Here is a 13,566-nt window from a genome sequence, read left to right on the forward strand (position 1 = left end):
GGGTAGCCAGACATGCGGCCTCCGGCCGACTCCTAAGTGACCCGTTGTCGCTCACCTTTTTTGTGATGACCGTCAAATTTCCGTGTTTTGTACGATTTGTTGCAGCATCACGGGGCCCTGCGCGGAACGCGCGTCTACCGCTACCGCGCCGGAGGCGCCTCCATCCTGCGCTGCGACACGCCGAGGAGACATTCACCGACAGCCAGACACCCACCCGCGCCCAGGCTTTCTTCAGTGATTTTGTGTCAAACCTTCATCATGGGACAACGGTCCCCGGAGAAACTGACAAATCTTGCAGCAAAGCAGCACATTGCCTGATCGAAACGCTAAAGTTGCCCGTTTCGGCACGTCACCCCCCTTTTCATGGCACAGTGAAGACATGGAGCCCGTCAATGGAGCCGGGTTCCGCCGACGCATCACGCGTCCTTTCGTGTGCCGGGGCGACACCCCTGCCGCCCCGGCACGCCCTGACCCCACCACTACCTCGTTGCCGACCCACCGCTGTCTCACCACGGCCCGTCCGACCACGTTTGCGCAGGCAGTGCCGGTTCCGCACCCACACGCGCCTCAGTGCAAGACGCTTGCGAGGAGATCGAGCCCCACACTCCCCAGGTCGATGCCCCGGTTATGGAAGGCCCTCAGGTCCAGCTCGCCACCCTCGGCACGGGCCTGAGCCTGGGCACTGCGCCGGCCGGCCCGCCAGACCCGCTCGCCCACCGCGTAGGCCAGCGGCTGCGCCGGCCAGCCCAGGTGCCGGGAGACCTCGAAGCGCAGACGCCCCTCGGAGATCACCGTGTGATGGCGCAGCACGGCGGTGACGGTGGCCCGGTCCCACTCCCGGCTCGCACCGGGCAGAACCGCGACGTCGTCGGGCACGGGCAGGCGGGAGTGGACGCCCAGGTCCACCAGGACCCGGGCCAGGCGCCAGCGGCGCGCCGCCAGGCGGCCGAAGCGGTCCTCGGGCGTAGGCATGAGCCCGAGCTCGTCGGCGAGGGACTCGGCGTACAGGCCCCAGCCCTCGTCGCAGCCGGGCACGGAACCGAGATAGCGCTGCCAGGCGGTCAGCCGGGTGCTGGTGGCGTGCGCGCCGACGTGGACGTGGTGTCCGGGGACCGACTCGTGCAGGACCGTGGTCCGCTCCATCCACGGCCACACGATGCGCTCGCCGTCGGCCAAGGACCGTAGGACCATGCCGGGCCGGCGCTCCCCGCCGGTGCCGCGCGGCTCCTCGTAGTGGACCGCTCCGGCCCCGGGCTCGCCCAGACGCACGCAGGGGCGTCCCAGGCCGTCGGGCGGATCAAGGACCCGGCCGACGACAACGTCCCAGGCCTCGTCGGCGACCTCCTGCGCCCAGGTGATGTAGTCCTGCGGGCGCAGGGCCTGGGTCGGGTCGGCGCGCAGGTGCCGGTTGAGTTTGTTGGCGTCGGCACCGGGACCGAGGATGTCGACGGCGATGGCGTCCTGCTCGGCGATGACCCGGCCCAGCTCCTCGGTGGCCCAGGCGTAGGTCTCCTCGGGGTCGACCCGGGTCCCCAGGATGCGGCGCATCCACAGGGCGTGGCGCCGGCGTCCGACTCCCTCGGCCTGCGGCGCGCGCGGCGAGAGCGTGGTGCGCAGGTGCGAGGCGAAATCCAGGGCGGCGCGGCGGGCGAGGATGTCGGCCTCCTGCAGCTGGACGTGCAGGGTGGCCGGCAGGTCCTCGGGCAGGCCCCGGGTGCGGCGGCGGGCGAGGTCGCGCGCCTGTCCGGCGACGACGTCGACCTGGCTGAGCGGGGCGATGGCGCCGGCCTCGGCGGAGGCGGCCAGGGAGGCGGCCAGCCCCTCCAGGGCGGCGGGCAGCGCCTCCAGGCGGGTGCGGTGCAGGTTCCAGGCGTCCTCCCACTTCGCCTCGGCCTCGGCCAGGTCCGCCTCATCGGAGCCGGCGCGGTCAGGGGCCTCGGGGGGCCGGTGCAGCTGCCGGGCGATCTGCTGGAAGGGCGAGGAGAGAAAACCGAGGTTGCCGCCCTCCTCCCCGGCGGAGATGAACTGGATGGAGGTCTCCAGACGCTCCAGGAGGTGGCGGCGCAGGAGCTCGTCGGAGCCGGTCGAGCGGTCGACGGCGGCCACGCGGTGACGCAGGGAGCGCTCGGCGCTGAGACGCTCGGCCAGGCCCGCGGGCGAGTAGTCGGGCAGGATGGCGCCGCCGGGCAGGCCAGTGCGGGCCGCCGCCTCGGGGTCGTGGGCGCACAGGAGCATGGCGTACTCGTCGGCGAGGTCACGCAGGACGACGCCGGCAGCGGCGGTCTCCGAGGGGGAGCGGACGGAGGAGCGGCTGATGGCCTGGGCGGAGGTGTGGGCGGCGGTGGCGGTGGGAGCGGCCGCCTCCACCTCGCGCACGCCCAGGGGGGCGCCGGTCGCACTGACGGGGCGCCACGTCCCGGAGCTCGGGTGCTGGGGGTAGACCGGTGGACGCTCGGGTGGCCCGGTGCTGACCGGGATGGCAGTGGGCGCAGGGACGGTGCCCGCGCCTGCGGTTCGCGCATCCTGATCGTGGGAGTCGGTTGGAGATGCGGCGGTTTCGGAATGAGGACGGTTCGCGGGGTCAGTGGTCATGACAACAGGCCTTTCGCTTCACTCGCCGCGTGGCGGGCGGGCCCGGCGGCGACGCTGCCGTCCCAACAGAGTGCCAGGAACCGAATTCAAGGTCCATAGGCATCATGGATCTGACAGCGAACAGGATCGGATGAGTTGAGGTGCAGCCTCGCGCTGCCGGGAGACAGCGGGTGTCACTGGGAACTGGCATTGAGCAGGGACCCGACTGACGAGACTCAACGACGAGCCTGAGCGGGACCCCTCGGCGACGGGTTCGGAGATCTGATGCTCCCCGAGACCCTCCGACCGACGCTGACGGATTTCGAGACGTCAGCGGATGGTCAGCGAATGGTCACTGGGCGGCGGTCGACCGGCATCGATGGCGCCGGCTGGACGACCGGCCGGAGCACGGCAGCGTCACGCGCATCGGCGTCGACCGCAGTGCGGAGCCGCAAGCGGTACGCGTCATCAGTGCTCCTTTCATGCCGGACGGGCCGGGAGCATCCCGGCGCCGCTGAGGCGTTCGTCGTGCTGTGATGGACTTGAGATGATTCAAGGCCGCCGCGGCAGGGGGTGTCAAGGCTCTGACCCCCAAGGTTCACCCGTACCGATATCCGCGCTGGTCAGGGGCGGTCTCAGTGACCGTCCGACGTCGTTGCGCTACCGCCATTGGCAACGTTAACAAGCAAGCGACCGCAACCCTCCCGGGCCGGACCCCCGAGTCTCGGAACGACCACATCGTGGTCACTCGCGGTTGATCGTGGTCTCTCGCGGTTGACGGCGTCGGCGAAGCGCGAGTACTCCGCATCCCGGGCGGCACCCGAAGGCTCGCCTTGACAGATAGGTGAACTAAGTTAACCTACTTAGTGTGAAGATAGACCGGCGCAGCACGGACACCCGTCAGCGGCTCATCGACACCACCCTGGACCTCATCGAGACCCACGGGTGGAGCGAGGTGACGCTGGGCGGCGTGGCCCGCGCCTGCGGGGTGACCGCACCTGCCTGCTACAAGCACTTCCCGTCCAAGACCAGCCTCTTCGAGGCGGCGGCCCGCCAGCTGTCCACATCGCTGGGCGCGCGCGCCGGCGCCCTGGTCCGGGACGACCCGCTCGAGTCGCTGGTCGGCATCGGGTCCCTCCTGGTGGACATGGCCGCCGAGCACCCTCGGCTCTTCGAGTTCAACCAGGTCAGCCCCGCCGCCGTTGCGGCCTTCGACCACCCGGACGAGCACCCGCTACTGGCCCTCACCCGCGGCGAGGTCGAGCGGTTGGCCGCGCAACGGGGAACCGACCCGGAATCGCTTCACCTCCTAGTGTGGTCCTGCCTGCAGGGCTACACCCAGCTCATCGCCGCCGGCGCCACCGCCGCCGACGCCACCTTCATGCGCGCAGCCCTGCGCGCCATCGTCACGATAGGAGACAGCTGATGACCGCCAAGAACACTCTCAAGACAACGGGCGACCGCACCCTCATCGTGTACGCCCACCCCTACGACGGCTCCTTCAACCACGCCGTGCTCGAGGCCGCCACCTCCGCCCTGGACAAGGCGGGCAAGCCCTACGACGTCGTCGACCTCTACGCCGACGGCTTCGATCCGCGCTACACCGCCGAGGAGCTGGCCCTCTTCGCCGAGGGCGGCACGCTGGACCCGCTGGTGAGCCATTACCAGAAGCTCATTGAGGGCGCCTCGCGCATCATCTTCATCTGCCCGATCTGGTGGAGTGAGGTGCCCGCCATCGTCAAGGGCTTCGTGGACAAGATCATGAAGCAGCGCTGGGCGTACCACGCGACGACCTCGGGGGTGAAGGGGCACCTCGGCCACATCAAGCAGGTCCTGGTGCTCACCACCTCGACCTCCCCCACCTGGTACCTGCGCCGGTTCTGCGGCAACTACGTCGGCTCGGTGTTCCTGGGCGCCGCCATCAAGCAGCTGGGCATGCACGGACGGTCGTGGGTCAATTTCGGCAAGGTCGGTAAGGCCAGCCGAGGCCAGCACAAGAAGCACCTCAAGAACGTCGCCCGCCTCGCGGTGAAGTGACGTATGAGCCCCGCCGCGAGTATCACCGCAGAGCGCCAGGCCGACCTGAACTCGGGACGAGACGAGTCCCGAACACTGGCAGAGATCCTGGCCATCACCCACTCCACCCTTTTGACGCAGGTGGTGCCGGATGCATCAGAGGATCTGGTTGAAGCGGCCAAGCATGCCGACTCGCTCGGCATCCTGGCTCGCATGCAGACCATGGGAGAAGCGCTGTGTACGCACCTTGGTCGCTCTGCCTGCCTGGATCTCGCCGACCACCCGGCCGACACCGTCCGGGGCTGGGCAGTCTTCGCCCTGGTCTCCCGGGAGAAGGACGCCGACGTCGACACGCTGTTGACCCTGGCACGACCGGCCGCGGACGACCCGCACTTCGGAGTGCGCGAGTGGTCATGGATGGCGGTGCGTCCGCACTTGGTGCCCCAGCTCGACGAGGCGATCCGAGCGCTGCGGCCATGGACCTCAGAACCCTCGGAGCGCATTCGGCGCTTCGCCAGCGAGGCGCTACGTCCACGCGGTGTGTGGGCACGGCACATCCCCGCGCTCAAGAAGGAGCCTGAGCGGGGCCTTCCGCTGCTCGAGCCGCTGCGTGCCGACTCCTCCCGCTATGTGCAGGACTCAGTGGCGAACTGGGTACACGACGCCTCCAAGACACAGCCCGCCTGGGCCATTGGGCTCTGCGAGCGTTGGCAGGAGGAGTCGTCCACCCCGGCCACTGAACGGATCATCAAGCGAGCACTGCGCTCGATCCGGCGGTGATGGGGACTGGTCAGAGGTTGACCTGACGGGAGATGATGCCGGCCCTGGCGCGGCGGACCTCGGGGGCCACAGGGCTCTCGTCCGCCAGGGCGACGTCACGGTACGGCATACTTCGGCCGTGCCTGAAACCGTGCGCCTTCCGCTGAGTCGGTGGCGGCTACTCCCCCGCCGCCTGGTCCAGTTCGCCCTCCTGGAACTGGCCTGCTGCGCCTTCGCCATCGCCATCTTCGCCGGGCTCGCGGTCAGCGCCCTGATCTGGAACCATGCGGATCCTCCGATCGCCCGCTACGACGCCCTCATGATCTACGTCGTCGTTGTTCAGATCGCCTTCGTCGCCCTGAAGCAGGAGACCTGGCGCGAGCTCGGCGTCATCTGCGCCTTCCACCTCATCGGGCTGGCGCTGGAGGTATTCAAGGTCCACACCGGCTCCTGGGCCTATCCGGACGCCGGGGTGGTGCGCATCGGCGGGGTGCCGGTCTTCTCCGGATTCATGTACGCCTCTGTCGGCTCCTACATCTGCCAGGCCTTCCGACGCCTCGACCTGCACGTGGGCGGCTTTCGGTGGTGGCCGGTGAGCCTGTTGGCCGTGGCCGCCTACCTCAACTTCTTCACCCACCACGTCATCATCGACCTGCGCTGGGGCATTACCGCCGGTTTCCTCATCGCCCTGTGGGGAAGCGCCGTCCACTTCACTGTCGGCGGGGACCGCTACTGGATGCCGACGACGGTGGCCTTCATCCTCATCGGGGGATTCCTCTGGCTGGCGGAGAACCTGGCCACGGCGCTGAGTGCCTGGCGCTACCCCGACCAGGCCGACGGCTGGCACCTGGTGCATGCCGGCAAGTTCGGCAGCTGGGCACTGCTCATCTCGCTCAGTTTTGTGCTCGTCGCCGCCGTCAAGGCGAAGGAGGGCACCCTCTACGGACGCGGTCTGCCGCGCGTGATGCGCCGGAGCCTGCGCATCACCGAGACCTGAACCAACGTCGAGCCGGGCATTCTTCGCGGTGTCCAACAGAAATTCCGTAGGGCTACGCGAAGAATACCCGGCTCGACGAAAGTAGAGGGGAGGGAGGGCTCAGAGGTTGACCTGGCGGGAGATGATGCCGGCCTTGGCGCGGCGGACCTCGGGGGTCAGGGGGCTCTCATCCGCCAGTGCGGCGTCGAGGCGCTTGCCCATGGCCTGCAGCGGCTTGGTGAGCTCCTCGGCCTCCGTGCCGGGCACGAGCTCCCACACCGGGATGGCCACGCCGTTGGCCCGGAAGGCGCCGACGAAGCGTGCCCCCTCCTCCAGGTCGGACTCGCGCGCGGCGTGGATGCGGGCGAAGGCGTTGAAGAACTCGTCCTCGTCCTCCCCGCGCACCCAACGCACGAACTCCTTGGCGCCCAGGCGGCACCAGTAGGCGTGCTCGACGCCGGGCACGGGCCGGGTCGGAGCGATCTCGTCCTTGGCCCGCTCGATGGCCTCCTCGATGACCTGGCGGGTCTGCTCGTTGTTGCCGGCGGCCTGGGGGTCGACCCAGAAGTCGAAGGTCTCTCGCACGGAGATGACCGGCGGCTCGCTGGTGTCGAGGACGTCCTGGAGGCGCGGGCCGGGCTCGGGCAGGCCGTCGGAGCGCAGCGCCTGGCCCTCGGGCAGCTCGAGGGTGGCCAGGAGCGCGGCGGCGACGTCGCGGGAGGCGTCCCCGGAGTGCATGGAGGTCTGCATGGCCACGAGGACCTCGCCGTCGGAGCGCTTGAGCCCCTGGACGAACTCGGGCAGGAGCGTGACGAGCTGGACCTGTCCGCCGCCGTACTCCTCGGTCAGGCGCACCGTGGCCGTGGCGGCCGGGATGATCTGGGCCATCGCCACGAGGTCCTCCTCCGCCGGGAGACCGGCGAAGGGTCGGGCGACGAACTCGATACTCTGCTTGCGGGGCCTGGCCGACTGGCCGGCCCCGGCCGGACGGCGCCCCTGGCGCTTCTTCTTCGACATGCCCGTCAGCCTACCGGCCGGCCCGCGCCCCTCCCAGGCCGATGCCAGCCCGTCGACGCACCCATGACACGGCTCACGGCGGCTCGTAACCACTCACGGCGGCCGCACTCCGACGCCGGCCGGCAGCCCCAGGCGCACACCCGGCTCAGAAGCTCGAGGAGGAGCCGGCCCCGGAGAAGCCACCGCCTGTAGCCGCCGGAGAAGCTGCTACCCGAGAAGCTGGAGCCGGACCCTCCGGAGCTGCTCGACGGCGTGCAGGAGGAGGCCGAGTCGTAGCCCACCACCAGGTCGGAGACCGGGGTGAAGGAGCTGAACGACCCGCCGCCACCGGAGCCTGAGTCGGACGAGCCGAGGACGAAGATCGCCGGCGAGGAGGGGTTGAGGCGGATCGTCGAGTGCGGGTTGTAACTGCCGTGCCCACCGTCCAGGTACCAGTAGCCGGCGTAGGCGGCTTCTTTGGATGCTTTGGACGAGTGCGAGTCGTAGCGTTGACGACGCTCGTCGGCGTACCTGGAGGTGTCGGCGTCGATGGCCTCACGCGCGAGCCGGGTCGCCTTCATCTTCGTCTCGCTGGCGATTTCGTCGAGCTCGTCGAGCGCGTCCGAGGGCCGGAGGGAGCCGTTCTCCAGCCCGGAGGTCATGTCGTCCAGGCACTGCTTACGGGAGCGAACCCAGTCGCGTTCCTCCTTGGTACGTTCCGGTATCGTGCCTCTGTTGGCGACGTCGGAGCTGTCGACCTGGTGGCACAGGCGCCGCAGCGACTGCAGGTCCTCCAGGACCGGCCCCTGCTCATTGCTCCAGACTCGCTCCCAGCCGGGCGACAGGCTCAGGAAGGTCGCGGTGTTGGCGATGACGTCGTCGAGGGAGTTCGGAGTGCTTCTCCAACCTGGTGGCCCGCCTCAGCACTGAGATGCCGAACCACTGGGTGCGGTAGGGGTTGCCGAAGTCCTGCCAGGAACGGGTGACCTTCTCGTACTCGTTGCGGAACCACCGGTAACGGGCCATGACCTGGGCCCCGTGCGGCTCGTCCTCGGGGATCGTGCCGGCCAGGAGCTCGGTGGTCTCGTAGTCGTGGGTGACCTGCGAGTAGTGGCGCAGCGCCTCGCGCGCCCGGCGTCGCGCCGTGAAGCCGCGCCACAGGTAGTACAAGAGCCAGGCGAAGCCCACGAGCGCCGAGATTCCGGGCAGGACGTAGGTCGTGCCCACGTCACCGCCACCGGGCCGGCCGATGACGTCTGCGGTCTTGGCCGCCATGGAGACGGTGCCCCCGTACCAGTCGGCCTGCCGGTACTGGTTCTTGGCGGCGTCCTGGATGGCGGCCTGCTGGTCCAGGGGGACCGCGACGTCCTCGCCGAAGTAGCAGCCCACCTTCCGTGCTTCCGGGGCGACCGCCAGGATCACCAGGCCATCGCTCCAGTAGTTGGAGTTCGACGTCGAGATCCACGGGACATCGGTGTCACCCGAGTGCGAGCGGGCGTACTCCAGCACCGCGTCGTTGAGGTTGTCGACGTCCCAGCCCGGGACCGTGAGCACGGCAACGTGGACGTCGTGGCGGAACCGCATCGCCTGGATTTCCTTGACCAGCGGCTCGGTCTGGAGTATCCCGGCCTCGTCGTGGACCTCCACGCTGGGGTGGTGGCTGCCGCCGAAGGGCCAGATGATCATGATCGGCAGCACCGAGATAAGGGCCAGGCTCGCCACGATATTGACGGTGAAGGCCGTCACCGACCAGATTCTGCCCAGGCCGACGATACGGGACTGATGCATCTGTCTCCCTCGGTTCTCTTTGATCTCCTCTGCATTCACTGGTGTCATACGCCGGGGATGGACCCCAGCGGGTGGCTGTGACGGGTGCTGGCCCTGCCGCCGGCGTCAGGAGCCCGGGAACGTCCCGTCCCCGAGGAAGCCCGCGCGGGCCGGCGCATGTGGGCGGGGACCCGCGTAGGTCGTGGTGCAGCCGTCGGCCCAGTGGTGGTCCGGCACTCCTTCTCCGGGCCCGACGACGGTTCCGACGACGTCTAGCCACTCGTCGGCGCTCCGCCAACGCTGCACCTCGGTGCCGGGGAGACCAAGGGACGGGCCGGCGCTGGCCGCACGGAGCGCCAGGCTGCTCACCGACCGGTGGACATCGGCGGAGATCCAGGCGAGCTCGTCGAGCGCCGCCGAGGGCTGCAGCTGGCCGGCGGACAGCTCGGAGGTCATCTCGGTGAGACGCTGGTGGTGGGCGCGGACCTGTTCTCGCGCCTCCACCGTGCCGCCGGGCGCGAAGACGAGGGAGTCGATCTGCTGGCACAGGCCCTGGAGCAGGTTGAGGTCCTGAAGGACTGGCCGCTGCTCGTCGTACCAGATCCGCTCCCAGCTGGAGGACAGACTCAGGAATGCGGCGTTACCGGCGATGACGTCGTCGGTCGACTCCAGTGCGGCCGAGCGTCGCTCGAGCTCGGAGACCCGCCTGAGCGTCCCCGGATCGAACCACTGGGCACCCCGGGGACTGCCGAGGTCCTGCCACGCCCGGGTCAGGCTCTCGTACTCGTCGCGGAACCAGCGGTAGTGGGCCATGACCCGGGCGCCGTGGGCCTCACCCTCAGGGATGAGGCGCGCCTGAAGCTCGGTGGCCTCGTAGTCGTGAGTGACCTGCGAGTAGTGGCGCAGAGCCTGCTCGGCCAGACGTCGCGCCGAGAAACCGCGCCACAGGTAGTAGCTGAGACCGCCTGCGCTCGGCAGGGCCAGCAGTATCGAGGCGGGCAGGAGGGCAGGCGCCCAGAGCGCCGCGGCCACCGGCGAGAGCAGCACGAGAGCCAGGCCGGCGGTCATGGTGACGCAGAAGGCCAGCAGCGAGCGGATCCCGCCCAGACGAACGCTGAGGGGCAGGTGCGTGCGTGGCATCCGTCTTCCTCTCACTGCGCCTCGAAACGGGGTCATGGGGACCGGCGATCCTGCGGCCACCATCCATGCTTCATCCTTCCCCGCGATCAGGCCGCTTGCCATGGGGAGAGCAACACGGGACGGCCGTCCTGGCCTCCCGCAGTCATCCGGGTCGGCCTGGCCTGTGCTGCACGAGGGTCGGGGGCTACTGGGAGAGGTTCGGCTGCACTCCACAGGGGTGGGGGTTTCGTGCAGTAGGCACAACCCTTGGCCAGTACACCCCCACCCTCGTGCAGTAGGCCGACCCGGGGCCGGCCCAGGACCGATTCAGGATCGGGCGGCGATGGCCTCGATCTCGACGCCGGCCCCCAGCGGCAGGGCGGCGACGCCGAAGGCGGCCCGGGCCGGGAGCGTCTCACCGGTGAAGTAGCGGGCGTAGACCTCGTTGACGGCGGCGAAGTCGGCGATGTCGGCAAGCAGGACCGTGGTCTTGACGACGTCGTCGTACCCGAGCCCGGCCTCGGCCAGGATGGCACCCACATTCTTGAGGACCTGCTCGGCCTGGGCCTGGATATCGCCCTCGACAATCGCACCGGTGGCCGGGTCGAGCGGCACCTGGCCGGAGACGAAGACGAGCGAACCGGCCTCCTGACCGGTCGAGACACCCTGGGAGTAGGGGCCGACGGCGGCGGGGGCGCTGGCAGTGGCGATACGGCTGGCGGTCATGGTTCCTCGTTCCTCCTGGACACTCGGGTGCGGTCGCGTTCCTGGGTCGTTGCTGGTGGGCGGCGCGGTGGTAGGGCCGCGCAGCAGCACGGCGTCGAGCGCCCGGCCCAGACTACCCATGCCCCGAGGCCCGGCTGACGTCGGGAGCCGGCCGGCTGCCGCCCCCACGTCCCAGCCTCAGAACGGCCAGTGTTTCGCACAGCGAAACGGGCTGATTCAACCAGTGGCACGTGACACACTGTGCCCCATGCACGCACGCGCAGGACAGCCAGCACAGCCCGAAGACCTCATCGACGTCGACGAGGTCGTCTCCGCCTACTACGATCTCGTTCCCGATCCCTCGGTTCCGACTCAGAAGGTCGTCTTCGGTACCTCCGGGCACCGCGGTTCCTCTCTGGACACCGCTTTCAACGAGGCCCACATCGTGGCCACGACCGCCGCCATCGTGGAGTACCGCCGCTCCCAGGGCACCGACGGCACCCTCTACCTGGGGCGCGACACCCACGCCCTGTCCGAGCCGGCCTGGCGCACCGCCATCGAGGTGCTCTCGGGTGCAGGCGTCATGACCGCCGTCGACGCGCGCGGCTCCTACACGCCCACCCCGGCCGTCTCACACTCCATCCTCCTGGCCAACGGCGCCGGCACCGAGGCCGGCGTGCGCACCGCCGGGCCGGGCCTGGCCGACGGCATCGTGGTGACGCCCTCCCACAACCCGCCGCGCGACGGCGGCTTCAAGTACAACCCGCCCACCGGCGGCCCGGCCGGCTCGGACGCCACCAGCTGGATCGCCGACCGCGCCAACGAGCTGTTGGCCTCGGGCTGGCAGGAGGTCCCCCGCGTCCCGGTCGCCGAGGCGCTCGACGGCCCCTACGTCATCAAGCACGACTACCTGGAGACCTACGTCGCCGACCTGGAGAATGTCATCGACCTCGACGCCATCCGCGAGGCCGGCGTGCGCATCGGGGCAGACCCGCTGGGCGGCGCCTCGGTCGACTACTGGGGCGCGATCGGCGAGCGCTACGGCCTGGAGCTCACGGTGGTCAACCCCGAGGTGGACCCGGCCTGGCACTTCATGACCCTGGACTGGGACGGCAAGATCCGCATGGACTGCTCCTCCCCCAACGCCATGGCCTCACTGCGCTCCACGATGACGCCCGACGCCGAGGGCAGAACCCCCTACGACGTCGCCACCGGGAACGACGCCGACTCCGACCGCCACGGCATCGTCACCCCCGACGGCGGGCTGATGAACCCCAACCACTTCCTGGCCGTGGCCATCGAGTACCTCTTCACCCACCGGCCCGGCTGGCCCGCCGACGCCGCCGTGGGCAAGACGCTGGTCTCCTCCAGCCTCATCGACCGGGTGGCCGCCGCCATCGGCCGCACCCTCATCGAGGTGCCGGTGGGATTCAAGCACTTCGTGCCCGGGCTGCTCGACGGCTCGATCGGTTTCGGGGGCGAGGAGAGCGCGGGAGCCTCCTTCCTGCGCAAGGACGGCACCGTGTGGACCACGGACAAGGACGGCATCATCCTGGCCCTGCTGGCCAGCGAGATCATCGCCGTCACCGGCAAGTCCCCCTCCCAGCTGCACGAGGAGCAGGTGGAGCGCTTCGGTGCCAGCGCCTACGCGCGCATTGACGCCGCCGCCACCAAGGAGGAGAAGGCCAAGCTCGCCGCCCTGGCCGCCGAGGACGTGACCGCCACCGAGCTGGCCGGCCAGGCGATCACCGCCCGGCTGGTCGACGCGCCCGGCAACGGCGCCGCCATCGGCGGGCTCAAGGTCACCACCGAGGACGCCTGGTTCGCCGCCCGCCCCTCGGGCACGGAGGACGTCTACAAGATCTACGCCGAGTCCTTCAAGGGTGCCGACCACCTGGCGCAGGTCCAGGAGGAGGCCAAGCAGGTGGTCTCCGCGGCCCTGGGCGACTGAGGCCTCCGCACCCACAGCCCGCCCGCACACCTCTTTTCGCGGTCGGGGGCATTCGGCGCCGTCGCGGATAGGAATCCTGCACCCGTACGCGTGGAATGCCCCTGGCCGCGGAGGAGTGGGTGAGCGTTCGACGTCGGGCGGCCGACTGGCCAGAATGCAGGTATGGACATCAGCGACTCCACGATCCTGCACATCCGCACGGCCCGCACGGACCCGGCAGGGCAGGCACAGGACGCGGCCATGGCGGCCGCTCTGGAGGCCATCTGCTTCCCGCCCGAGCAGGCAGCCAGTCCAACGACGATCGCCGAGCGGATGGCCAGCTACGCCGACCACTTCTGGCTGATCGAGGATGAGGGCGGCACGCTGCTGGCGCTGGTCAACGGCCTGTGCACCAACGAGCGCGACCTGAGCGACGAGATGTACGAGGACGCCTCGATGTACGACCCCGACGGCGCCTGGCAGATGATCTTCGGCGTCGCCACAGCGCCCGCCGCCCAGGGGCAGGGGCTGGCCACCCGCCTGCTGCACACCGTCATCGAGACGACGCGCACCCACGGCCGCCAGGGGCTGGTGCTCACCTGCCTCGACGACCTCGTGCCCTTCTACGCACGACTCGGTTTCGTCGACGAGGGCCTGTCCGCCTCCAACCACGGCAGCATGCCCTGGCACCAGATGCGGCTCACCCTGGCCTGATCGGCGGCACGCC

10 protein-coding genes and 1 pseudogene are annotated in these 13,566 nt (G+C 69.7%); 6 read left to right on the forward strand and 5 right to left on the reverse strand.

Translation table 11 applies throughout. From position 1 onward, the window contains the following. Positions 1-567 precede the first annotated feature (567 nt). A complete protein-coding gene (locus BQ8008_RS10470) occupies positions 568-2,592 on the reverse strand; it encodes a DUF885 domain-containing protein (RefSeq protein WP_108833943.1) in 2,025 nt (674 codons plus the stop codon). An 847-nt stretch (positions 2,593-3,439) separates the two neighbouring features. Between BQ8008_RS10470 and BQ8008_RS10475 the strand changes: the two genes are divergently transcribed. From BQ8008_RS10475 to BQ8008_RS10490, 4 genes are all read left to right on the forward strand, one after another. After that, the gene (locus BQ8008_RS10475) at positions 3,440-3,997 is read left to right on the forward strand and encodes a TetR/AcrR family transcriptional regulator (RefSeq protein WP_108833944.1); all 558 of its coding nucleotides are present in this window, start codon (positions 3,440-3,442) and stop codon (positions 3,995-3,997) included. Further along, positions 3,997-4,608 carry an NAD(P)H-dependent oxidoreductase gene (locus tag BQ8008_RS10480; RefSeq protein ID WP_108833945.1) on the forward strand — a complete coding sequence of 204 codons (612 nt, stop codon included), beginning with the start codon at positions 3,997-3,999 and terminating at the stop codon, positions 4,606-4,608. The genes BQ8008_RS10475 and BQ8008_RS10480 overlap by 1 nt, the downstream gene beginning before the upstream one ends. A 3-nt stretch (positions 4,609-4,611) precedes the next feature. After that, a complete protein-coding gene (locus BQ8008_RS10485) occupies positions 4,612-5,367 on the forward strand; it encodes a DNA alkylation repair protein (RefSeq protein WP_108833946.1) in 756 nt (251 codons plus the stop codon). A 118-nt stretch (positions 5,368-5,485) separates the two neighbouring features. Then, positions 5,486-6,343, forward strand: coding sequence for a DUF817 domain-containing protein (locus BQ8008_RS10490; protein ID WP_108833947.1), 858 nt, complete (start codon positions 5,486-5,488; stop codon positions 6,341-6,343). Between the two features lie 99 nt (positions 6,344-6,442). Here the strand turns inward: BQ8008_RS10490 and BQ8008_RS10495 are convergent, their stop codons facing one another. The 4 genes and pseudogenes from BQ8008_RS10495 to BQ8008_RS10510 all read right to left on the reverse strand — a co-directional run bounded on the left by BQ8008_RS10495 (position 6,443) and on the right by BQ8008_RS10510 (position 10,930). Beyond that, complete coding sequence (locus BQ8008_RS10495; protein ID WP_108833948.1) at positions 6,443-7,339, reverse strand: DUF5926 family protein; 897 nt, start codon at positions 7,337-7,339, stop codon at positions 6,443-6,445. Between the two features lie 145 nt (positions 7,340-7,484). After that, positions 7,485-9,106: pseudogene (locus BQ8008_RS10500) on the reverse strand (DUF5129 domain-containing protein). A 105-nt stretch (positions 9,107-9,211) separates the two neighbouring features. Beyond that, entirely contained in the window at positions 9,212-10,225 is a 1,014-nt protein-coding gene (locus BQ8008_RS10505; protein WP_108833949.1) for a DUF5129 domain-containing protein, read from the reverse strand. A 306-nt stretch (positions 10,226-10,531) separates the two neighbouring features. Next, a complete protein-coding gene (locus BQ8008_RS10510) occupies positions 10,532-10,930 on the reverse strand; it encodes a RidA family protein (protein ID WP_108833950.1) in 399 nt (132 codons plus the stop codon). A gap of 247 nt (positions 10,931-11,177) precedes the next feature. On the opposite strand from BQ8008_RS10510, the gene pgm reads away from it, so the two are divergent. Next, positions 11,178-12,860, forward strand: coding sequence for a phosphoglucomutase (alpha-D-glucose-1,6-bisphosphate-dependent) (gene pgm / locus BQ8008_RS10515; protein WP_108833951.1), 1,683 nt, complete (start codon positions 11,178-11,180; stop codon positions 12,858-12,860). Between the two features lie 162 nt (positions 12,861-13,022). Beyond that, positions 13,023-13,553 carry a GNAT family N-acetyltransferase gene (locus BQ8008_RS10520; RefSeq protein ID WP_108833952.1) on the forward strand — a complete coding sequence of 177 codons (531 nt, stop codon included), beginning with the start codon at positions 13,023-13,025 and terminating at the stop codon, positions 13,551-13,553. Positions 13,554-13,566 lie beyond the last annotated feature (13 nt).

It is taken from the genome of Actinomyces sp. Marseille-P3109 (assembly GCF_900323545.1).
Taxonomy (GTDB): domain Bacteria; phylum Actinomycetota; class Actinomycetes; order Actinomycetales; family Actinomycetaceae; genus Actinomyces.